The sequence below is a fragment of the Ruegeria sp. CG8 genome, assembly GCF_056537165.1.
The window spans coordinates 192,374-214,797 of the sequence record NZ_JBQFRA010000003.1; the positions used below are offsets into that span (position 1 = coordinate 192,374).

Here is a 22,424-nt window from a genome sequence, read left to right on the forward strand (position 1 = left end):
TCCCGATGCCATGCACAAGCGCGTGTGATATGTTGCAGTATCGGGAAACGCCCCCGCACTACGCTATCATTGCGGCAAGCAAACGGGAGGGACAATGAAGACCGCCGATATCGGATTCTATGACCGCGTACCCATTACACGCGACTTTCTTGCCCTGTCGGATCCTGAACAATTCACCCCGGTCCCGGATGACTGGATCGTGGGCGTCGCCGATATCGTGGATTCGACCGGCGAAATCGCGCGTGGGCGCTACAAGACGGTGAACATGGTGGGCGCGGCGGTGATCTCAGGCATGATCAACGCGCTGAGCGGGCGGGTTTTTCCTTATGTTTTTGGCGGTGACGGCGCCGGATTTGCCATTCCGAAGGACGATGCGGACATGGCGCGCGACACCTTGGCCGCGCTGCGCAGCTGGGCGAAAACCGAGTTCGACATCGCCCTGCGTGCGGCCCTGGTGCCCGTGTCCGACCTGCGTGCGGAAGGGCACGACTTGCGGGTGGCGCGCTATGCGCCGTCCTCGGGGGTAGATTACGCCATGTTCACCGGTGGCGGACTGGCTTGGACCGAGGCGCAGATGAAGGCTGGCCGGTACGAGGTTCCGACCGCCGGGTCCGACGCACAGCCCGACCTGACGGGACTGTCCTGCCGCTGGTCCAACAGCCCTGCGCGGCATGGGCAGATCGTTTCACTTGTCATCCAGCCCACTGCGCAGGCGACAGAACGCGATTTTGCTGATCTGGCGCAATCAGTTCTGTCCGCATCCGAGGCTCTGGAGCGCGCGGGCCATCCCGTGCCGGCCGGCGGCCCTCCGATCAAGTGGCCACCTCCGGGGCTTGCACTGGATGCCCATGTCTCGCGCGCTGGACGCAATCTGGCCGTGCGCAAGGCCGCGCTGCTTGTGCAGAACCTGCTGATCTGGCTGCTGTTCAAATCGGGCAAGCGACTGGGCGAGTTTGAGCCGGGCCACTACAAGAACATGGTCAGCCGAAATGCGGATTTCCGCAAATTTGATGACGGGTTGAAGATGACGCTGGATTGCGACGACGAGACCCTGTCGCGCATCGCCCGGACCCTTGAGGATGCGCGCGGACGCGGCAAAATCAGATATGGCATCCATTCCCAGCAAGAGGCGATGATGACCTGCTTCGTGCCCGCCGCCACGCGCGACGATCACGTACATTTCGTCGATGGTGCATCGGGCGGCTATGCGCAGGCCGCCGCCGCAATGCAGGGGTGAGCCGCCCTCAGGAACGCCATTTCGCGGCCAGCCCGCGGGCGGCCTGAGCCAGCAGCATGACGTCGATACCGACCGCCAGGAACTGCGCGCCCATGTCCCGATACGCTTGAACCGCTTCATCATTGGTGCCCAGAATACCGGGCGCCTTGCCTGCTGCCCGGATCAGCTTCAAAGCATCGGCGATGGTGGTGCGGACCTCTGGCACCGTGCTGTCGCCTTTGCAACCCATGTCGGTGGACAGATCGGCCGGGCCGATGAACACGCCGTCCACGCCCTCGACCTGCAGGATGTCGTCCAGTGCGGCCATGCCCGCAAGGTTTTCCACCTGAACCAGCAAACAGATCTCGGGGTCGGCCGTGGCCACGTAATCGGGGATCGTGCCGTACATTGTCGCCCGTGTTGCGGCGGCCCCAACACCCCGCACACCTCTGGGCGGGTACTGGCAGGCCCGAACCAGTTCGCGTGCCTGATCCGCGCTTTCGACCATCGGTACCAGAATGGTCTGGGCGCCGGCGTCCAGCACGGTCTTGATCATCCAGGTCTCGCCGACCGGCAGCCGCACCACCGCGTGCGAAGGGCTGTTGGCCAGCGCAATCAGCTGATCGCGGATCGAACGGATGTCATTCGGCGCATGTTCGCCATCGATCACCAGCCAGTCAAAGCCGGCGGTTCCCATGATTTCCGCGGTGATGGCTTCGGCAAAGCTCATCCAGCAGCCGATCTGCATTTCGCCCTTTGTCAGAGCCTGTTTGAAGCGGTTTTTGGGGGCGGGCATCAGCGATCCTCCTGCGGGGGTGTGGGCAAGGTGCGGGCGATTTGGGTGATCACGTCAAAGGCCATCCGGACGTCCTCCTCGCTGGTTTCGAACTGGCCGGCCTGAAAGCGGATGACGATGTTGCCATCGACTCGGGTCTGGGTCAGATAGATGCGCCCGTCATCGTTGATGGCGTTGACCAGCCGCAGGTTCAGGTCGTCCAGATCCGCGGCGCCGGGTGGCTCATATCGGAAGGTCCACAGAGACCACATGGGCGGGGTGACGATTCGGAAATCCGGCTCGACCGCCAGCCGGTCATGCAGGTCGCGCGACCAGTTGACGTGGTTGCGCAGCCGCGCGCGCAAGCCTTCCAGCCCGTAGGCGCGGATCACGAACCACAGTTTCAGCGCCCGGAACCGGCGGCCCAGAGGCACGGACCATTCCGAATAATTGATGATCCCGTCCTGACCATGGGTTTTCAGATATTCGGGGCTGATCGCCAGCGTCTGCACCAGATCGTCGGGGTTTTTCAGGAAATGCGCGCAGCAGTCGAACTGAACCCCCAACCATTTATGCGGGTTGAAAACGATGCTGTCGGCCTGGTCGATCCCCGGCCAATAGTGGCGGTATTCGAGGCAGATCATCGCCGACCCGGCCCAGGCTGCATCCACATGCGTGTGCAGCCCATATTTCTTCGCGACTTTCAGGCACGCATCCACCGGATCGGTCGCGCCGGTTCCGGTGCCGCCGACGCACAGGATCACCCCCGCGGGGTGAAGGCCGGCGTCCAGATCGGCCCGGATCGCGGCCTCGAGCGCTGCCGGGTCAATGCCGCGCCAGTCACCCTTGAACGGGACGCGCACCAGGTTGTCCTGCCCGATCCCGGCCACCCAGATGGCGCGGTCAACCGATGTGTGTACCTCGGACGAGCAATAGACGCGCAAGGGTGTCTGCCCAAACAGGCCCTGACGGTTGCCCTGCCAGTTCAGCGCCTTTTCCCGCATGGTCAGAACGGCGGCCAGCGTGGCCGACGAGGCTGAATCCTGGATCACACCGGCAAAGCCTTCGGGCAGGTCCAGCGCCTGCCGCAGCCAGTCCATCATCCGGGTTTCCATCTCGGTCGCCGCGGGCGAGGTCTGCCACAGCATGCATTGCGGCGCGATCGCGCTGGCCAGAAACTCGGCCAGTACCGAGGGCGCCGAGGCGTTCGAGTTGAAATAGGCGAAGAAGCGCGGATGCTGCCAGTGGGTGATGCCCGGCATCACGATCCGTTCGAAGTCTTGAAAAATCCCTTCTATCGGTTCGCCTTGCTCCGGCGCCGTCGCGGGAAGCGCGTTCAGCACCTCGCCGGGCTCGGTCCGGGCGCGCACCGGGTGCTGGCCGACGGTTTGGTGATAATGCTGCGTCCACTCGGAAATGCGTTTGCCCCATTCCGAGAATTCATCCCATCTCATCTGCCTTGCCTTCCGCCTTCGCATCTTTCGCGCGCAAGTGATGGCGATGCAGGCGGGCAGGTCAATCAAATTCCGGACGACGATGGCGCTGTGAGGTGGGACCGTGGCGGCCGTTCGATCCAAACTCAGGCTCTAATAAAGAAAATCGCACCGGCTGTGCGGATCGGAGAACCCCGCCGGAGAAACTAGGGGTCGACTCCGGCGGGGTGGCCAGACGGTGTCTGAAGTTATTTGCCTGGCCCGGGGCCGAAGAATCCCTGTGTTGAAGGGCTCCGGCCCTGAATCGGAGAATGTGAGGTGCCCAAATTGCACCCCGACAGCGCAGCCCAAGCACCCAGGGGGATGAGGCCAGAGCGGCGGTTCTCCGAAACCGTAATTTTTCCTTGGTATTCGTGACGGTGGCACGCTGATGAACAAAGCTTGATTGGCTGGGCGCGCCGACCGCCTGAAAGAAAATCTAGCGCACCTGACCGCGAAACCAAGTCGCAATAAGGTGACGCGGCCAGTGGGCCTGTTGCGCTGCCTTCGAATATCTGCCCGATATTTCCGTTCATGATGCGCGGCCTGTGCGGTTTATTAAACAGGGCGGTCCCAAGTTTCCCTAGAATAAAGACGGATAGTCTGCGCGGATGAAACTGGTTTGCGCCCAGGTCCGCGGCCTTGGCAACTTCGCGCCGAAACGTACAGGCGGGCCGGCAATAATCGGCGTGTTTGCCGGGTTGAACAGCGGAGTGTCTCCTTTAGTCTGCGCGGCAATATGAAGGAAAGGATGCAATATGGCCAAATCTCTGTTTTCCCTGCCGGATGTGGTGCAGATACCAGTAGTTGGAGAGGCCAACACCTATCCGGTGGGGCGCATCTTCTGCGTGGGACGGAACTATGCCGCCCATGCGGCCGAGATGGGAAACGAGGTTGACCGCGAGGCGCCGTTCTATTTCACCAAGTCCCCGCAGAATGCCATTCTGACCGGGCAAACCGTGCCTTACCCGCCGGGCACCGAGAATTATCATCACGAAATGGAACTGGCTCTGGCCATTGGTCGCCCGGTGTTTCAGGCGACGTCGCAGCAGGCTTGGGATGCCGTGTTCGGATATTGCTGCGCGCTGGACATGACCCGGCGCGACCTGCAGATCCGCGAGCGCAACAAGCAGCGCCCCTGGGATCTGGGCAAGGATGTGGAAAATGGCGCGGTGTTCGCGCCGCTGACCCGCGCCGCCGATTGGGCGCCGACCGATGACATCCGCATCCATCTGAGCGTGAACGGTGAGGTCCGGCAGGACGCCACCCTGTCCGAACTGATCTGGAAGATCGACGAGATCGTCATGCACCTGTCCCGGTTCTATCACCTGCGGCCCGGCGATCTGATCCTGACCGGAACGCCTGCCGGTGTCGGCCCGGTCGTCGCCGGAGACGTGCTGACCGGCGGTATCGACGGGTTGGACCCCATCCGCCTGGCTCTCGGGCCGGCGGAATAGTCCCTATGAAAGGGCTTTCAGCCGATCAAACAGGCGCGCGCAGCCAGTCTGCGGCAAAGGCGACCTGTTCCAGCCCGGCAAAACGGCGCACCCGGTCCAGCTCGGCTTCGAGCCGCCGGGTGCGGGCGTCCGACCACCGGACCCCACGCTCGGGCCAAAGGGCGCGGACCCGCAAGGTGCCTTCGTCGCGATGGGCCTTCATGTCGATCCGCCCGATCAGGAGGTCTTTCTCGAGAAGCGGAAAGACGTAATAGCCATAGGTGCGCTTGGCCTCGGGCACGAAGACCTCGATCCGATAGTGGAAGCCGAACAGGCGCTGGGCGCGGTTTCGGTCGCGCAGCATGGGGTCGAACGGGCTGAGCACACGGATACGCCCCGGCGCGGGGGCAGGGTCGGCAGCCTGGTCCGCCAAGCCGGGTCGCGCAAACACGCGGCGCATTCGACCATCAGCGCATTCCACTTCGATTTCCTGCAAATCCCCCCGTGTCAGAGCCTGTTTGCACCACTCTTTCGCCTCGGCAGCGGTGACCGTGTCCCAAAACGCGGCCAGTTCGCCCGAGGTGGCAAAGCCCAACCGATCGAGCGCCGCGTGGCACAGCCAGTCCACCGTCGCCTGATGGTCGCACTCCATCATGCCGGGGCAGAGATGGGTGTCGATCACACGCTCGGTCAGGTCGTATTGTTTTTGAAACCCTCGGCGCCCCACCACCGTCAGCGCGCCCGAGCGCCACAGGTATTCCAACGCCGTTTTCGAGGGGTGCCAATCCCACCAGCCGCCCGAGCCCTTTTTCTCATCCTGTCCCAGATCGGCCGAGCACACCGGGCCATGGTCGCGAATGTGTCGCAGAACGGGCTCGAACTGCTGTTCGAACCCGTCGCGCCGCCAGTTGCGCCAGCGGGTCCGCAGCATCTCGGCGTCGCGCTGGAAGCGCAGGTGCCAATGCGGGTAGAACGCCATCGGGATCACGGCGGCGTCGTGGGTCCAGTGTTCGAACAGGCCGCGGTCGCGCTCGTACAGGCGCTTGAGGTCGTTCGGCCGATAAGACGGGCGGCGCGAGAACAGGATCATGTCATGGGCGCGCGCCACGGTGTTGATGCTGTCGAGCTGCACGAAACCCAGCCGGTGGATCAGATGCAGCAGATCGGGCCCTTTGGCCGGACCTGCGGGCTGTTCCGCCAGCGCGTGACGGTCCATGAACAACGCACGGGCGGTTCGATTGTCGAGTTGTCGCAGCTTGCCCCGTTCAGCGCCGCTTGAGCGTGTCGCCATAGCTGATCTTGGGGGTCAAGGTTATGCGTGTTTCGATCTCGGTATTCGGGTCGGCCAGTTGGGCGGCGATGATTTCCGCCGCTTTGCGACCGATTTCAAGCCGGCAGGCGTCCATGGTGGCCAGCTTGCGCGGCAGACCCTGCAGCAGTTCGACGTTGTTGAATCCCGCAAGGCCGATCTGTCCGGGCACGTCGATACCCTGCTCAAGCAGGTACAGCAGCCCGCCCGCGCCGATCATGTCGTTGGAATAATACAGGAAATCCAACTCTGGGGAGCGTTCTAGCATGGCTTTGGTCATCTCGCGCCCCTTGGCCAGGGCCGAACCGCCGGAATAGAACTCTCGGTCCTCGATCTCGATCCCGTGCTTGCCTAAAACTTCGGTGAAGCCCTCGAACCGTTTGCGCGCGCGGTGGTCCAGCGGCATCTTGGTGCCCATGAAGCCGATATGCTGATACCCGGCCTTCAGGATTGCTTGCGCCATCTCGCGCCCGGCCCGGCGGTGCGAAATGCCCACCATCGCGTCCACAGGCTTGCCGTCCGTATCCATTATCTCGACCACCGGAATGCCCGCCGAATCCAGCATGGCCCGCGCGGCCTCGGTGTGTTCCAGCCCGGCGATGATCACGCCGGAAGGCCGCCACGACAGCATCTCGTACAGGACCTTTTCCTCTTTTTCCGGCAGATAGTCGGTGACGCCGACCACGGGCTGCAGCTCGGTATCCTCAAGCACCTGGTTGATGCCGGTCAGCACCTCTGGGAAGACCATGTTCGACAGCGACGGGATGATCACCGCCACCAGGTTCACCCGGCTCGAGGCCAGTGCGCCAGCGATCTTGTTGGGCACGTATCCCAGCTCTTTCGCGGCGGCCAGAACCCGGGTGCGGGTCGCGTCCGACACATCGCCCCGATTGCGCAGGACCCGGCTGACCGTCATTTCCGACACACCGGACGCTTCGGAGACATCACGGAGAGTAAGCGGGCGTTTCGTTTCTGTTGTCACCGGGGATACCTGCATTGTTGTTTCCCCGATGCTAGCGCGAACAGGGCAATCTGTTCAACTGTTGTGCAAAGGTCATGACAAGCCGAAAAAACCCGGCTACAGAAGGCGCCGCGCGGCCCCGTGGCTCAACTGGATAGAGCAGCCCCCTCCTAAGGGGCAGGTTGCAGGTTCGAATCCTGCCGGGGTCGCCAGCAACTCAGCGCGAGTCGGGTTTCGGGTTCGGTTTCACCGCTCAACCGCGATGGCGCGCTTACTTCGTACATGCAGTCCTGGCGATCCTGTTTGCTGTGCATACACTTCTTTTGGTGCAGTCGCCCTGAGAGTTTCTGCCTCTCTCAAATCTGCATTCTGGTGCGGTTTTGGACCAGCCTCGGCTCGTCGTGCATTTGGTATTCCCAGTGCATTGCGCTCCACCGCAGGTTTTCGGCTGCCATTTTCGGTAGGAATCGTATGAGCGCCACCCCTCTGGGCATGCTCCGCCCGCGAACGCGCAAGCGGTCTTTCCCTTGATCGTGACGGTTTTTCCTCCCGCACCATTGCACTCTGCTGCCGTTGGGGCCGCACTTCCGGGAAGTGGCGATACCAACACCAAACACAGACCAACCAAAGATAGTATCTCAAGAACACGCATAGCGTTCTCCTTGCTGCGCGACAGGCAAGTCCAAGCTTACGTGACCGACAGACAATCCCAAAGGGTCAATCCCACGGTACCTTCGAGACGATGTATCGCGGGGATCATCTGGTCTTTGAAGCACCGCAGCAATGGCCCGCGGACAGTCAGTATTCCGCGTTTGACAGCTTGTTAAGGCAATCCCTGATCGGTGCGCCTTTGGGCAGGGCACAGTACCCGTCCGACCGCATGTCGGCCGACGGGGAAACACCTCCTCCGATCAAGATCACCAGGAACTCCTCAACCGGGGGCAACAGCGTATCGGCGTTCTCAATCGTCTCTTCGGTCGAGACTGTCCGGAATGCCTCAAACAGTGGAAGGGTGATTTCGCCTTCTACGCCGTCAGGATGTTCGTCCAGAAACTGGCGCGCGCCCCAGTCAGGGTCTGTGAAGAATCTGTGATAGTAGGTGCGGTCCAACCGATCTTTCTGGATTTCCAGACTTTCCGGGACAACGCCTCCGTTGCGGACGCCTTGATAGATTTCCATGATCTTGCCGTGGACCTCGGGCCATGCGCTGGCTTCGACGGTCGCGCTCAGCGCGATCACGGCCTTGTTCTTGCCCACGACCACAAAGTCCGAACGTGGATCGTAAGATGCACGCATGGACTGGCGGATGACCCGAAACATCTCCGAGCCCTGATTGGCGCCGATGTAGTCAACAAGAAGGTTCGAGCCAACTTGGTCCTGTGCGTTCGAAAACGCCTTTGCATTGGCAAGCAGGATCAACATTTCGGATGCGTCGGGATCGGCGAGATGCACGATACCTTTGGGCAGGGCAAAGGACGCCCCGTTCGCGCCCGTCCACCCTTCGGCCCATTTGCTCAGGGCGCGCCCCAGCCGGAACCGCGCGCCCGGCAGCGAATTGATCAATCGGACGGTGCGGCGCGTTACCTCTTCTTCCTCTGATCTGAGGATGACCTGAGCAGGTCGTCCGAACTGAAAGTCGGTTTCAAGGGTTTCTTCGTCCGTGGCGGCAGGGTCGAATTCCAGATAATTGGTAATCTCGTTCAACACATCCGACGGCTGTCTGGTTCTGGTCGAGATAACTGGGCGAGACGTCTCAAGCTCTCGTGCGTACCAGTCTGGTGTGTATCGGGGTTCGAGCAATACGTTCTCGAGGTGCACCAGGACTTCCGGGAAGACGTCGCTTGGCGCCGAGACGGTGAGCGTCAGGTTCTTGCCGCTTCTGCCGATTTTCTGTTCGACACCTTTCAGCTTCAGGAACGAACTGACTTCGTAGGATGAGCGGGTCGAGGTCCCGCCTGTCACCACGCTCGCAATGGCGGCGGACATGGCGGCAGTGCGGTCCAGCGTCGGGTGGTCAATCGTCCACACCAGGGTCAGTGCGGACGTGCCGTTCTCAAGCGGAGAGAGCTCGACCAGTTTCGTTTCGCCTGCAGTCGCAATCAGTTCCGCCTGTGCCCGCTCACCCGGCAGCAAGGTAAGCGCCGCAAAGAGAACTGCGAGAAGCCGGCCCTTGAAAACGCGCATGTCAGTCGGCTTTCTCTGCAAGAACGAAAGATGTCGCCGAGGGCTGCAAGATTTTTTCCGCAAAATCGATAACTTCCTGATCTGTGGTGTTGCTCAGCGTTTCGGCAAAGACCGACGGGCTGATGGGCGGGAATCCGTCGGCGGCGACGTTCTGCAGAAACCACAGAAAGGCCGAAGGACGGCGGGCCATGTTCTGGGACCAGACCACCTCCTTTTGACGGAGCTGATGAATTTCGTATTTGCTGATCGGCTCGTCCAGCAAGCCAGCCAAGGTTTCGGTCAGCAGATCCTTGGCTTCATCCACGCTGAAGCCGGGCATGAGTTGCAGGTCGATCACCAGTTCAACATCGGCATTCTTCGCAAAATACCAGTTGACGCCATGGTTGAGTATCCGCGTGTCCTCGTGGCGTAGAACCTTGGCGATCCGTTCGTTCAGGATCCCGCTTGCGATGAAGAACGCGCCTTGCATGTCGATGCTCGTGGAGCGGTCTTCGAATTCCACGAATTTTGCGAACAGCACGGTGTCGCGTTGCAACCGATCCGACTGCAGGCGCACGACGGACTGTTTCTCGGGATCCGGCTTTTGATCCAACCACGGTTTTTTCGGAGCGTCAGATGGTTCGGTATCGCCAAACACCCGCGCCACCAGTTCTTCGGCCCGGGCTGGTTCAATGTTTCCGGAGACAATCAACGTCACGTTGGACGGCACATAGTGTTCCTTGTGAAACTGATAGGCCTTCTCGAGGCTCAGCTTGGGCAGATCCTCGACGGTGTTGTCTGCCCGGCCGCGCAAGGTGCCGTAGAGGTTTTGAAGTGCCATTCGGCTGAGCCAGCGAAACGGATATTGCCGTTCACGCAGCAAGGTTTCCCGCTGGACGATAGCGACTTCGCTCTCCGCAAATTTCCTGGATACGGATGGCGTGTCCAGAACGGCCCGGGAAAGCCGCAACAACATCTCCGCCTCGGATGGCAGCCCGGAATTCGTGTAAACGGTCGCGACATTGTGCGTGGTGGCGTAGATGTCGCGTTCACGCGGTTTTCTGAGAATGGTGGCGTCGGCCGAGAACGCGGCGAGATGCTCGGTCAGATGGGCTGTGCCGGACGGGTCCGGGTCGTCATACGACCCCGAAAGAACGATCAACTGAACATCCACGCGGTCGAAGGTGTCCACTGGAACCACATATGCCGCGTGCAGCCCGCCCTTCTGGGCAAGCGGAATGATGCTCTGAGCCTGAGCGGATCCGGAAAAAACCAAAAAGACGATCGACAAGAAAAATACGGCGGCGCGCATCAAAATCCTTTGAACTATTAGATTTTCGCAGAAACGCCGGTCAACCGACGCTCAACCATAGGGGTAACGGTTGTGTCAATGCTTGCGGGGTGCGGGGTGTTTTTCAAGTCGTAAAAGGCATTGCAAACCGGGGTGTGCTTCTGGGGCTGCGGGCGGGGCTTGCTGGGGCGAACATCTGGATCATGTCAGACCAAGGTCTGTGGTGCGGTTTTCGATTGTGGGTCATAGTCAGGACCACGATGAGGACGAAAGTTGCTGAGCTGACGATTGGGAATTGGTCGTTGTCGCGAGTTTTTCTTGCGGCAAGCATCCTTGTGATGGGATCTGCAACCGCGATCGTCGGTGTATGGGTTTCAAATCGAATCCAGAATGCGGTCGTGCAGAACTCGGCCAATTCGGCGGCGCTGTATATGGAAAGCATCGTCTCACCTCTCAGCCAGGAACTGGCGTTGGGTGACCGCCTGTCCGAGCAGGCGAGGCGGGCGCTGGACGAGATATTCATGACCCAGCCGATGCGCGATCGTATCGTATCATACAAGTTCTGGAAGCAGGGTGGTGTGGTCGTACACGCCTCGGACACAAACATCATCGGTAACCGCTTCGAGCCGACGGGCGACCTTCAGCGTGCCTGGATCGGCGAAATCTCGGGCTCGTTCGAGGAACTGGATCACGATGAAAGCGCTGCCGAAGCGGCCTTGGGGATACCGCTGCTCGAGGTCTACAGCCCCATTCGTGAACTGTGGTCCGGTGAAATCATTGCCGTGGCCGAGTTCTATGAAAGGGCCGATCAATTGGAGATGGATCTGGCAAAAGCCAGGCGCACAAGCTGGATGGTGGTCGGTTCCGCCTTTCTGGCAAGCACGGTTGTTCTGTTTTGCATCGTTGCGATCGGGGACAACACCATCCGGCGGCAGGCGCGGCTATTGAAGAAACGGCTGGCGGAAAGCGAAAGGATGGCGGCGCAGAATGCGATGCTGCGGTCGCGGGTGGTCGAGGCCTCGGGTCGGTATGCCGCGCAGACGGACCGTTTTCTGAAGAAACTCGGCGCCGAACTTCATGACGGCCCGGCGCAGTACCTTTCACTTGCCGCCCTTCGGTTGGAGGCCGCGTTTTCGGACAGATCCCCAAAACCCAAGGAGGCCGAGGAAATCCAGCAGTCGCTGCAGAAGTCCTTGACCGAAATCCGCGCGCTGTCCCGGGGGCTGTCTGCGCCCGATATCGACAACCTGACCTTGATTGATGTCGTGAAAAGAGCGGTCGAGGACCACGCGGAGCACAGCCCGTTGCGGCCTGAAATCTCGTTTCATGGCGGTGACATGCCGAATTTGTCGGTGTCTGACAAACTGTGCGTTTTTCGTTTTCTTCAGGAGACACTGTCGAATACTGCGCGATATGCTCCGCAGTCCCGCTGCAGCGTCACCTGCCATGTTCGCGAAGATTGCATTGTCATTCAGGTCAAGGACGATGGACCCGGCTTTGATCCTTTGGACGGTACTGTTCTGCGCGATGATGGCGGCCAGGGGCTGCTGGGGCTGCGCGATCGGGTCGAGAGTATCGGCGGCAGGTTTCAGGTCTCGTCCAGTCCCGGCCAGGGCACCACCGTCGAAATGACCCTGTTTCCCAACAAAACGAGCTCACCATGACCAAGACACTTGTCATAGCAGATGATCATCCGATTTTCCGGGATGGGCTGCGGCGGACCTTGGATGAGGCAGAAGGGTTCGAAGTTCTCGCGGCCGGATCCAGCGCCGACGAAGCGGTTGCGCTTGTCGCACAGCACCAGCCCGACATCGCAATTCTCGATCTCTCGATGCCCGGCGGTGGGATCAACGCGACACGCAGGATCGCAGCAATGGAAAAACCGCCCTGCATCGCGATTCTGACGGTTTCGGAGAACAGCAGCGATGTTGCCGATGCACTCGAGGCCGGAGCGATTGGATACATTGTCAAAGGCGTAACCGCGAGCGAACTGACCGCCTCCCTGCGCAGCATCGCCGCGGGGGAGGGGTTCGTTTCGCCGGGGCTGGCTTCGCGGGTACTGCTTCAGATCAACAACGACGCAAGCCCTGCGAACAGCAGCGATGTCCTGGATGATCTCACGCATCGCGAAGAGGAGATACTCAGGCGCGTGGCCAAGGGTTTGAGCAATCGCGAGATCGCCGTGGAACTGGATCTTCAGGAAAAGACCGTGAAACACTATATGACGGCGATCCTGTCCAAGCTGCACGCGCGGAACCGGGTCGAGGCCGCGCTTATCGCGCACGACGCGTGGGGCAAGAAAAACAAGCCCGCATAGCCTGTGAACGCCGAAACGGCCTCTCCGACCGAGAGACCGTCCGGGAAATTCGCGCTGTTCGTCAGTTCGCGACCGATTGCAGCCTCCGGATGTCTGCGGCCGTGGCTGTTCTTTCCACAACGGTCCGGTTGAAGGGGTCTTTCAGCTCGTAGCGCCCGAACTCGATCTCTTCTTTCCAGCCGTTGGCGTAGTTGACTTCGATGTTGTTGCCTTGACGTTCGATCTTTGTGGGGCGGCTTCCGGCCGTACCACCTTGCCCGGATGCGCTTACATTCTTGATCGAAATGCCGTTCGCCAGGGAACGAAGCCTTGAGATATCGGCACCTGTGGCTGGCCGTTCCTCAACGGTCCGATTCTGAGCATTCTTTCTCTCGTATCTGCCGTTTTCGATTTCTTCCTTTGTTCCGTCCGCATAGCGAACTTCGATCCCGTTCGCAGTTGTCTCGACCTTGGTTATGCCGGCCGACCCGGTCGCGGCGCTTCCGGATTGCGACGATCCCTTTTTGCTGCCGCTGCGACTTGATCGATCGTCGTCATCGTCGTCGTCATCATCCCGATCATCATCGTCGTCGTCATCCCGGTCGTCGTCATCATCGTCCCGATCGTCATCGTCATCATCGTCGTCCCGACCGCTGCCACTCTTGCCTTTGCCGCTTTTCGCAAACGCGTAAGCGGGCTCAAGCTGTAAGCCGCCCTCGGTGCTGAACTTGGGAGTGTATGGCGCCGCCGAAATCAACGTCGCCAGTGCCACAGTGCTGAGAAGTTGTCCCAGTTTCCGGTTCGCAATCATTTCAGCCTCCTTTGCTGTTCGACAAATGTCTGGTTGTCGAAGGGAGGCTAAAGCGGGTTGGATCCGTCCACATCGGGCTTAGGTCTGACGAATTTCCAACCAAACGTCCGAAGGGGGAAGCAAAAGGCACAAGGTGCCAAGATCACGTCGACTGGCGAACCGCCAAGGCTCGTAGGTTGCCGGGGGATGTGGGCGTCGGCTCAGTCTGTTGTGGCGTCGTTGGCCGGTACCGGAACAACCTTGAGATATGCGGCAATCGCCAACCGGTCCTCATCGGACAGACGGGAAGTGTTCTCGATGACCTCGGCCATCTCTCCGCCGGCGCTGTCATAGTCCGGAGTGAAACCGGACTTCAGATATTCGGCGATGTCGGCTTCGGACCAATCCAGGTGGTTGGTGGTCAGGCCGGGGATGCGCCCTTTTCCGCTGGGATTTGGCGCACCCGTCAGCCATTGATCCCGGCTCAAGCCGCCAAGGCCATCTCTGGGCGTGTGGCACTCGGCGCAATGGCCCAAGGCTTCGACCAGGTAGCGTCCGCGCTGCTGCTGCACATCAAGATCACCGTCCACCACCCACCCTGGTTCAAGGTAGAGAAGCTTCCAGCCGCCCAAACTTCGCCGGATGTTGAAGGGGAAACCGACCTCATGCGCGATACTTTCCTGCGAGGCGGCCGGCAGGGTGCCGAGGAATGCGTGCAGCGACACGACATCCTCCGGCGTCATGTTCGTATAGGTCGTGTAAGGGAAGGCCGGGTAATAGTGCTGCCCGGCCGGCCCGGTTCCGTAGATCAGGGCATCCGCCAGTTCCAGCGCCGACCATGACCCAATCCCGGCTTCTGGGTCGCTGGATATGTTCGGAGCTATGAACGTACCGAAATCTGTCTCGAACCGGCGTCCGCCCGCCAGCACCAGCTTTTCCTCACCCTCGGAGTTCGGCGCTGAATGGCACGAGGCGCATCCGGCCGCAAAGAACACGGTCTCGCCCCTGACAAGATCAGGGGCAATACCGTCCAACTCGGCCGGATCGACGTGTTGCGGTCGGGTCAGAACCAGACCGGTCAGCCCGGCCACGACCGCGACGCCCGCGGCAATCGACAGAAGCCGCCGCACCGTCAGGGCCTTGTCAGTTCTTTGGGGCTCTGTAAGCCTTGTGACATGCCGAACAGGCTCCACCCAATGGTCCCATTGCTGCTTTCAGCGCTTCGACATCTTGCCCGGCGGCGGCCTGCATCGCAACCGCGGCTTCAGCCATTGCCTGGCCCTTGGCGCTGACATCCGGGAAGTTCTCCCAGATCGCAGGAAGCGCCCGGGAAGATGGGTCGGAGACATTGTCGGACCCGGCTGGCCACATGGCCGACTGATCGATCTGCGTCACGGCAACTAGGTTGTTGGCCGCGCGCGTCGCGGCCTCGGCGTTGTATTCCACCTCGCCCTTGGCCATGCCGCCAAGCGTGCCCAGATTGAACGCATACAGCTGCATGACGGCCTTCCGCGCCTTGACGGCCGGGTTTTCGCTTTCCTGGGCTACGGCCGTGCCAATTACGGCCACAGAAATCAAACTCGCCGCAAGGATTGAGAATTTCTTGATCATGGTATCTCTCCCACATGAATGTGCCGAATGGTAACTTGATCGAAATTTCTTGTAATTGTTTATTTCTCTGCGTTTCTTGTTAACTTATGAACAATAAAAACTGGGATGACATCCGATACGCACTCGCCGTAAGCCGGCACGGCTCGTTGAATGCAGCGGCCACAGCGCTGGGCGTGACCCATGCAACGGTGCTGCGCAGGGTGGCCGCGTTTGAACGACGCCATGGGTGCGTGATCTTTCAAAAGAACCCGACGGGCTACAGCACGCTGCCCGAGGCCCGGGCCATTCTTTCTGCCATGGAAAATGTCGAGGATGCGGTGCTTTCGGTTGAACGGGCAATCGTGGGCGCGGACCGTTCGCCGACCGGGCGGGTGCGGATTGCCTCGACCGACAGCCTTTGCCAGCTTGTTTTGCCCGGGATACTGAACCGCATTTCTGCGCTTTATCCGGGTCTGGAGCTGAGTCTGCTGAGCGGGAACAATCACCATGACCTGTCGCGGCTGACCGCGGACATTGCCGTGCGTCCATCAATCCGCCTGGGCGAAGACTTGGTGGGCGAGCGCGCTGGCGCGTTGGCCTTCGGGGTCTACGACGATGGGTCCTCCTACCGAAAATGGATGCGTTTGGATGGGGCGCTGAGCGGTTCGGTCCCGGCCAGATGGATGGCCGAACATGTGCGGGATGAAGACACCACCATCGGCGCGGACAGTTTCCTTGTGCTCCAGCAGATGGCTGCGACAGGCGTCGGCAAGGCGTTTCTGCCGACGTTCATCGGTGATGCGGACCCGCGGTTGCGGCGGGCGCCGGACATGGATCCGGAAATCGAGGTTCCTCTGTGGGTAGCCACGCTTGAAGAGATTGCGCGGACGCCGCGGTTTGCCGTCGTGCAGCGGGCTTTGGTGGAATACCTGCCCGAAGCACTGGGCCGGTAAGATCAAACCGAAACGGCCGCCTTGAGCTGCTGCTGACCAAGTTCGGATTTTGATCCTTTCAGGAATGGCGACCCGCGTTCCAGCACCAGAAAACTGTCGCCTAGGGAATACGCGAAATCAAAATACTGCTCGACCAGGACAATCGCCATCTCACCTTGATCGCGCAGCAGGCGGATGACTTCGCCGATCTGCTTGATGATGTTGGGCTGGATGCCCTCGGTTGGTTCATCCAGCAAAAGCAGCTTGGGTTTCGTGATCAACGCCCGCGCAATCGCAAGCTGCTGCTGCTGACCTCCTGACAGATCACCGCCGCGTCGTGAGAGGAACTCTTTGAGAATAGGGAACAGCTCGAAGATGTAGTCAGGTATCCTGTGTTCGCTGCGGGGCAGGCAGGCAAAACCGGTTTCCAGGTTCTCGCGGACCGTCAGAAACGGAAAGATTTCTCGTCCTTGCGGAACATAAGCCACACCTTTTCGAGCCAGCTCATAGGATGTGGCCTTGCTGATCTCCTCGCCGCCAAGCCGGTATTCACCGCCGCTGCGGGGGTGCGTTCCGGAGATGGCTTTCAACAGGCTGGTCTTGCCGACGCCGTTGGTGCCCATCACGCAGGTGACCTGACCCTGACGCGCGGTGATGTCGATCCCGCTCAGGATCTGGCTGCCGCCGTAGTGCAGGGACAGGTCCGAGATTTCCAGAAGCTCAGCGGCCAAGATACACCTCAATCACTTTGTCATTATTGGTGACGTGGTCCAGCGACCCTTCGGCCAGAACTGACCCTTCGTGCAGCACCGTGACCTTGCAGTTCAGGCGGCGGACGAACTCCATGTCATGTTCAACCACCACCACGGCGCGGGTTTTGGCGGCCGCGACAAGAATGTCGGTTGTGTGCTCACGCTCGGCGGGGGTCATTCCGGCGGCCGGCTCATCAACCAGCAGCAACTGCGGATCCTGCGCCAGCAGCATGCCGATCTCAAGCCACTGCTTCTGCCCGTGGCTCAACTCACCCGCCTTGCGGTTCAAGGCATTCTGCAGTCCGATTTCCTCGGCCAGGTCGGCGACCTTCTGATGATCCGACTGTCCGGCCCGAAACCGCAGGACCGCCAGCGGGCCGCGTTTGTTCCTGAGGGCCAGCATCAGGTTCTCGCGAACGCTCTGGTCCTCGAAGACGGTGGGGCGCTGGAACTTTCGGCCGATGCCGGCCTGGGCAATCTGGCTTTCGCTCATCGACAGGAGCGACACGGATTTGTCGCCCCACAGAACATGGCCGTCATCCGGTTTGGTCTTGCCGGTAATGATGTCCATGAACGTCGTCTTGCCCGCCCCGTTCGGGCCGATGACCGCGCGCATTTCGGCTGGGCCAATCTGAAATGTCAGGTTGTTGATGGCTTTGAATCCGTCGAAGGTTACGGACACGCCGGAGACTTCAAGCAACGTACTCATTCGTCGGCCTCCTTTTCGCGCAACGACCCAAGATCCGGGCCCAGATCGGCGCCGTGGCGATCCGGGGCGCGCCGCTCGGCAAACTTGTCGATCAGGCCGCCGATGCCCCGAGGCGCAAACAGCGTGACCGCGACAAATGACAGCCCAAGCAGGATGGTCCACCAGTCGACCCATTGGATCGTGTAGAACCCCAGCGAGATGTCGGGGGCCTGACCACCCGTGAACCAGGTGGACAGCAGAGAAACGAATGCCGCGCCGATCACTGCTCCGTACAGACGGCCCCGTCCGCCGATCGCGACCCAGACGGCCAGGTAGATTGATGCAATGGGCGCGATCTCGGCTGGATTGATGATGCCGGCTTGCGGGTAGTACAGGGCACCCGCGATGCCGCAGATCACGGCAGTGAAAGTGAAGATGAACAGCTTGTAGGCTTCGACCGAATACCCAAGGAACCGAACCCGGCTTTCGTCGTCCCGGATGGCGCGAATGACCGATCCGAACTTGCCGGACACCATCCAGGCACAGACCAGATAGCCCAGCCCCAGCGCGAGGGCCGACGCCCAGAAGAACAGGATCGAAACCGTCGATTGCGGCACCGAATCCAGACCCGGCAGATTCTGCAGACCCGACAGGCCGTTGTTCCCGCGCAGCCCGCTGTCGTTCTGAAACAGGTACAGAGACAGCGCCAGCGTCATCGCCTGTGTCAGGATCGACAGGTAGACCCCGGTCACGCGGCTGCGGAAGGCCAGCCACCCGAACACAAGGGCCAGCAAGCCGGGCACCAGTACGACCGCAGCCAGTTGCAAGGGCAGCGAATGCGCAACAGCCCAGATCGGTGGGAACTCGGATGCGCCGACGACTCCGAAGATCTGGGTGGCGATGCCGTCGGAGACTTCCTGGGCCGTTGGTGGCAGGGCCGAGGACGCGAGGCTTTCGATCACGATGATCTCGGTCCGCGCATACATCAGCCACATGCCGATGGCGTATCCGCCGATTCCGAAGAAGGCCATATGCCCCAGGGACAGGATGCCCGTGTAGCCCCACACCAGGTCCATCGCCAGGGCCGCAAGGCACAGGCAGAGGGTCTTGCCCAATGTCTTGACGAAGCTGGTGGATATCAGGCCGATCCCGAACCCTTCGCCCAGCACTGTTATGGTCGCCGTGAACAGGGCCAGAATGATCAAGAAGATCGCAACCGAGGGATAGCGCAGCACAAATGGCTTTCGCATCGGGCTGGCTGTAGATGTCATGTCAACCATATCACGCTTCCGCCGCCCGACCCTTGAGCGCGATGATGCCGCGCGGCCGGAATTGAATGAACAGGATGATGAACAGGATCATGTAGGTCTGCGCCGCCAGGGTATTTGACGGGTTGAACCATTCGATCCCCTTCTGCAGCGTGCCGACCATCGTGGCCCCCAGCAGCGTCCCCCAGATGTTGCCCACACCGCCCACGACCACTGTCATGAAGCTTTGCACGATATAGTCGGATCCCATCTCGGACGTGACCTTGGCGTAAAGTCCGATTGCCACGCCGGCAATGCCCGCGATGCCCGAGCCAAAGCCGAAGGTCAGCATGTTGATCCGGTCGGGATTGATACCCATCGAGGACGCCATGCGCGGGTTCTGCGTCACGGCGCGCACCTCAAGCCCCAGCCGGGTCCGGTTCATGACGATGAGGAAAAGCGCGAGGAACAGCAGCGCCAGAACAAAGATCGCGATGCGGATGTAACTGATGGAGACGATATCGTTCAGCACCATCGAACCGTCCAGCCAGGCCGGGGCGGTCAGGGGACGCGCCTGGGTTCCAAAGATGTTCTTGGCCAGTTGCTGCAGCGCGATGGAAACCCCGAAGGTCGCAAGCAGCGTCTCCAGCGGACGGTGATACAGCCAGCGAATGACCAGACGTTCCAGCAGAACACCGGCGCCGAAGGTCACCAGGAATGCGCAGGGAATGGCGACAATGATCGACAGGGTCAGGTCCGGAATGAACAGTTGAACCACATATCCGGTATAGGCGCCCATCATGATGAACTCACCATGCGCCATGTTGATGACGCCCATGACGCCGAAAGTGATGGCAAGGCCGATGGCGGCAAGGAAATAGATCGAGGCGAGCGACAGCGCATCCAGAACCAGATCCGCCGTCTGGTTGAGAGCGACTTGCGTCTCGATATTGTCCAGCACGGCCTGCGCGGCCAGCGCCACCGGCAACGGTGCTGAGGTGTAGACTCGGTAGAACTTGTACTGTTGCACAGCCTCTGCGATGTCGTCCTGCGTCACTAGCGGAGCGGCGAGCCCCTGATCGGCCAGCAGCTGGTATGCCGCTTGTCGTGCCGCATCTTCGTCCAGACTTGCCACCTGTACGCCTGCGACCCTGTCACCGTCGATATTCGAAATCAGGGTCTCTTTGATGGTGCCGTCGTCCACCAGGGCCGGTGCCAACCCGTTCTCGACCAACAGGTCATAGGCCTGTTTCTGTGTCAGTTCGTCCGACCCGGCCTCGATGGTCACAGCGCCATCCGGAGCCGTGTCGGACACCTTGATTTCAGATGCAACAAGGGGATTGAGCGTTGCGCGCACGTCAACGCCCAGATCGCCGGCGAAGCTGTCGATTGCAGCCAGCCTTGCGACCGCGTCATCATCAAACCGGATCGTCAACAGACGCTCGAGCCGGTCCTTGCGGGCCCGCAGATCCGCGTCCTGCTCTCCGGCAATGGCGCCGCGCAGGGCGGATAGGTGCGAGGGTTCCGCGTCCCGCTCGATCGCCGTCAGCGCTGCGCTTCGGTTCAGCGGGTCGGGGTCGTTCAATTGAAACTGCACCAGCGCCGAAGCGATCAACCCGCGAATGCCCGAGTTCGGCTTGAGTTGTTTGTAATCCTTTTTGTCGACGACACCGATCTCGGCCCCATCCGAGATATCGAAAACCCGCAAACCGCCATCGGCCTTGGACGCAAAAACGAAAAGGCCCGTATCCCGGTTGAACCACATGTCCTTGGCCTGCCACCGCTCCAGGACGGTTTGTGCCTCGGGCAATCCGCTCTGCGCCAGGGCGTCAATCGCCGGGCCGATCGTCTTGCGAGAGGATTTTTGAATGACCTCCGCATGGGCCTGCAAAAGCTTCTGCACCGGCGCGTCGGAGGATTGGGCTTGCAAAAGACCTGGGGCCACGAACAGCAGCAGGGCAAACAAAGCCCGGCAAATCGAAAGCGTCATTTGGGGAGACCTCGGCATTGGGCCCCGGGGCACAGGTGACGCGCCCCGAGGTGTTCCGGTTCAGATCTTAGTAGTTCGATTTGATCTGCACGCAGCTTTTCGTTTCGGTGTTGTACATACCGCAACCCAGCTCTTTCCAATCCGAGACCAGAACCGCGGATTCGGGCAGGTAGTCCGTCCAGGCATCGCCCGGAACCTCTTCGGTCTGGCTGATGATGTCGAACTGACCGTCTTCCTGGATTTCGCCGATCAGAACCGGCTTGGCGAGGTGGTGGTTCGGCAGCATGACGGCCGTGCCGCCCGTCAGGTTCGGGAATTCCTGGCCGTACATGGCTGCGCGCACGGCATCGACATCCGTCGAGCCCGCCTCGGTCGCGGCGTTAACCCACATGTTGAAGCCGATGTAATGCGCTTCCATCGGATCGTTGGTCACCCGATCTTCGCCCATGCGGGCTTTCCAGGCGGCAACCCAGGCCTCGTTCGCTTCGCTCTCTGCCGACTGGAAGTAGTTCCACGCCGCCAGATGCCCGACAAGGTTGGTTGTGTCCAGACCGGCCAATTCTTCCTCGCCGACCGAGAAGGCAACTACTGGGATGTCATCCGCCGAGATACCTGCGGCGGCCAGTTCCTTGTAGAAGCCCACATTCGCGTCGCCGTTGATGGTCGAGATAACGCCGACTTTCTTGCCGTCCGCGCCCAGCGCAACGACATCCGCCACGATCTTGGACCAGTCGGAATGGCCAAAGGGGGTGTAGTTCACGAAGATGTCCTCTTCGGCGATGCCTTTCTGCTTCAGATAGCTTTCGAGGATGTTGTTCGTCGTGCGCGGATACACGTAGTCGGTGCCCAAAAGGGCGAATTTCTCGACCCCCAGTTCCTCAAGGAAGTAGTCCGTTGCGGGGATCGCCTGCTGGTTCGGTGCGGCACCGGTGTAGAAGACGTTCTTCGAGCTTTCTTCGCCTTCGTACTGAACCGGATAGAACAGCAAACCGTTGAGCTCTTCGATGACCGGCAACACGGATTTGCGGGAGACCGATGTCCAGTTGCCAAAGATCACGTCAACTTCATGGACGGTCAGCAGTTCGCGCGCTTTCTCGGCAAACAGCGGCCAGTCCGAGGCGGGGTCGACAACTACGGCTTCCAACTCGCAGCCCAGCAGGCCACCAGCTTCGTTCTGCTGTTCGACCAGCATCTCCATCGTGTCTTTCAGCGTGGTCTCGGAGATGGCCATCGTACCGGACAATGAGTGCAGAACGCCCACTTTGATCGGGCAATCGGCCAGCGCGGGCAGGGCGGTTGCGAACAATACAGCAGCAGTAGTGTTGAGTAGTTTGGAGTGCATCAGCGTTTCCTTTTGTGCGATGCGCAGCAGGCTTGTCCGGAACGCCGAAACATCCCATATACCCCCCACGCTTAATTGCGGTGTGCGAGGGCGTCATCAGGTTCCTAGGCCGGGCACCTTCGCACATTTTCCAAGCCGTCTTTCGGCGCACCACATTGCTAGGTCAGCTTTTGC

At 60.6% G+C, this 22,424-nt stretch carries 19 protein-coding genes and 1 tRNA gene; 6 read left to right on the forward strand and 14 right to left on the reverse strand.

What is annotated here, in order from left to right; translation table 11 throughout:
* Positions 1 to 94 precede the first annotated feature (94 nt).
* Complete coding sequence (locus ACR0EF_RS11060; protein ID WP_170373181.1) at positions 95 to 1,237, forward strand: DUF3095 domain-containing protein; 1,143 nt, start codon at positions 95 to 97, stop codon at positions 1,235 to 1,237.
* 7 nt (positions 1,238 to 1,244) lie between these two features.
* Here the strand turns inward: ACR0EF_RS11060 and ACR0EF_RS11065 are convergent, their stop codons facing one another.
* On the reverse strand, positions 1,245 to 2,012 hold the full coding sequence (locus ACR0EF_RS11065) for an HpcH/HpaI aldolase family protein (RefSeq protein WP_170373182.1): 768 nt from the start codon (positions 2,010 to 2,012) through the stop codon (positions 1,245 to 1,247).
* A complete protein-coding gene (locus ACR0EF_RS11070) occupies positions 2,012 to 3,445 on the reverse strand; it encodes a pyridoxal phosphate-dependent decarboxylase family protein (protein WP_170373183.1) in 1,434 nt (477 codons plus the stop codon). Before ACR0EF_RS11070 ends, ACR0EF_RS11065 begins: the two co-directional genes overlap by 1 nt.
* A gap of 776 nt (positions 3,446 to 4,221) precedes the next feature.
* On the opposite strand from ACR0EF_RS11070, the gene ACR0EF_RS11075 reads away from it, so the two are divergent.
* Complete coding sequence (locus ACR0EF_RS11075; RefSeq protein ID WP_170373184.1) at positions 4,222 to 4,920, forward strand: fumarylacetoacetate hydrolase family protein; 699 nt, start codon at positions 4,222 to 4,224, stop codon at positions 4,918 to 4,920.
* Between the two features lie 25 nt (positions 4,921 to 4,945).
* Here ACR0EF_RS11075 and ACR0EF_RS11080 read toward each other — a convergent pair whose 3' ends face one another.
* Positions 4,946 to 6,190 carry a winged helix-turn-helix domain-containing protein gene (locus ACR0EF_RS11080; RefSeq protein WP_170373185.1) on the reverse strand — a complete coding sequence of 415 codons (1,245 nt, stop codon included), beginning with the start codon at positions 6,188 to 6,190 and terminating at the stop codon, positions 4,946 to 4,948.
* Complete coding sequence (locus ACR0EF_RS11085) at positions 6,165 to 7,190, reverse strand: LacI family DNA-binding transcriptional regulator (RefSeq protein ID WP_170342776.1); 1,026 nt, start codon at positions 7,188 to 7,190, stop codon at positions 6,165 to 6,167. Before ACR0EF_RS11085 ends, ACR0EF_RS11080 begins: the two co-directional genes overlap by 26 nt.
* 114 nt (positions 7,191 to 7,304) lie before the next feature.
* Between ACR0EF_RS11085 and ACR0EF_RS11090 the strand changes: the two genes are divergently transcribed.
* A tRNA-Arg gene (locus ACR0EF_RS11090) sits at positions 7,305 to 7,381 on the forward strand.
* Between the two features lie 586 nt (positions 7,382 to 7,967).
* On the opposite strand, the gene ACR0EF_RS11095 is transcribed toward ACR0EF_RS11090, so the two are convergent.
* Positions 7,968 to 9,353: a peptidase M16 family protein gene (locus ACR0EF_RS11095; protein ID WP_217354745.1), complete on the reverse strand. Its 1,386-nt coding sequence runs from the start codon at positions 9,351 to 9,353 to the stop codon at positions 7,968 to 7,970.
* 1 nt (position 9,354) lies between these two features.
* The gene (locus tag ACR0EF_RS11100) at positions 9,355 to 10,623 is read right to left on the reverse strand and encodes a M16 family metallopeptidase (protein ID WP_254438880.1); all 1,269 of its coding nucleotides are present in this window, start codon (positions 10,621 to 10,623) and stop codon (positions 9,355 to 9,357) included.
* 338 nt (positions 10,624 to 10,961) lie between these two features.
* Between ACR0EF_RS11100 and ACR0EF_RS11105 the strand changes: the two genes are divergently transcribed.
* Both ACR0EF_RS11105 and ACR0EF_RS11110 read left to right on the forward strand, forming a co-directional pair.
* Positions 10,962 to 12,287 carry a sensor histidine kinase gene (locus tag ACR0EF_RS11105; protein WP_170373187.1) on the forward strand — a complete coding sequence of 442 codons (1,326 nt, stop codon included), beginning with the start codon at positions 10,962 to 10,964 and terminating at the stop codon, positions 12,285 to 12,287.
* Positions 12,284 to 12,940 (forward strand): response regulator, encoded by a 657-nt coding sequence (locus ACR0EF_RS11110; RefSeq protein WP_093963999.1) that lies wholly within the window; start codon positions 12,284 to 12,286, stop codon positions 12,938 to 12,940. The genes ACR0EF_RS11105 and ACR0EF_RS11110 overlap by 4 nt, the downstream gene beginning before the upstream one ends.
* 61 nt (positions 12,941 to 13,001) lie before the next feature.
* On the opposite strand, the gene ACR0EF_RS11115 is transcribed toward ACR0EF_RS11110, so the two are convergent.
* The 3 genes from ACR0EF_RS11115 to ACR0EF_RS11125 form a co-directional block, all read right to left on the reverse strand.
* Complete coding sequence (locus ACR0EF_RS11115; protein WP_174825242.1) at positions 13,002 to 13,691, reverse strand: hypothetical protein; 690 nt, start codon at positions 13,689 to 13,691, stop codon at positions 13,002 to 13,004.
* A 239-nt stretch (positions 13,692 to 13,930) separates the two neighbouring features.
* Positions 13,931 to 14,839 (reverse strand): c-type cytochrome, encoded by a 909-nt coding sequence (locus ACR0EF_RS11120; RefSeq protein ID WP_170370343.1) that lies wholly within the window; start codon positions 14,837 to 14,839, stop codon positions 13,931 to 13,933.
* Between the two features lie 13 nt (positions 14,840 to 14,852).
* Positions 14,853 to 15,320 (reverse strand): c-type cytochrome, encoded by a 468-nt coding sequence (locus ACR0EF_RS11125; protein ID WP_170370342.1) that lies wholly within the window; start codon positions 15,318 to 15,320, stop codon positions 14,853 to 14,855.
* 86 nt (positions 15,321 to 15,406) lie between these two features.
* Between ACR0EF_RS11125 and ACR0EF_RS11130 the strand changes: the two genes are divergently transcribed.
* A complete protein-coding gene (locus tag ACR0EF_RS11130) occupies positions 15,407 to 16,252 on the forward strand; it encodes a LysR family transcriptional regulator (protein ID WP_170373188.1) in 846 nt (281 codons plus the stop codon).
* Positions 16,253 to 16,254: 2 nt separating this feature from the next.
* On the opposite strand, the gene urtE is transcribed toward ACR0EF_RS11130, so the two are convergent.
* The 5 genes from urtE to urtA form a co-directional block, all read right to left on the reverse strand.
* Positions 16,255 to 16,962, reverse strand: a complete 708-nt coding sequence (urtE, locus tag ACR0EF_RS11135) for an urea ABC transporter ATP-binding subunit UrtE (RefSeq protein ID WP_170364477.1) — start codon at positions 16,960 to 16,962, stop codon at positions 16,255 to 16,257.
* Positions 16,952 to 17,692: an urea ABC transporter ATP-binding protein UrtD gene (gene urtD, locus ACR0EF_RS11140; RefSeq protein WP_170340827.1), complete on the reverse strand. Its 741-nt coding sequence runs from the start codon at positions 17,690 to 17,692 to the stop codon at positions 16,952 to 16,954. The genes urtE and urtD overlap by 11 nt, the downstream gene beginning before the upstream one ends.
* Positions 17,689 to 18,921, reverse strand: a complete 1,233-nt coding sequence (gene urtC, locus ACR0EF_RS11145; RefSeq protein WP_170373189.1) for an urea ABC transporter permease subunit UrtC — start codon at positions 18,919 to 18,921, stop codon at positions 17,689 to 17,691. The genes urtD and urtC overlap by 4 nt, the downstream gene beginning before the upstream one ends.
* A gap of 31 nt (positions 18,922 to 18,952) precedes the next feature.
* Positions 18,953 to 20,908 (reverse strand): urea ABC transporter permease subunit UrtB, encoded by a 1,956-nt coding sequence (urtB, locus tag ACR0EF_RS11150; RefSeq protein ID WP_170373190.1) that lies wholly within the window; start codon positions 20,906 to 20,908, stop codon positions 18,953 to 18,955.
* A 67-nt stretch (positions 20,909 to 20,975) separates the two neighbouring features.
* Positions 20,976 to 22,250: an urea ABC transporter substrate-binding protein gene (gene urtA, locus ACR0EF_RS11155; RefSeq protein ID WP_093964383.1), complete on the reverse strand. Its 1,275-nt coding sequence runs from the start codon at positions 22,248 to 22,250 to the stop codon at positions 20,976 to 20,978.
* Between the last annotated feature and the right edge of the window lie 174 nt (positions 22,251 to 22,424).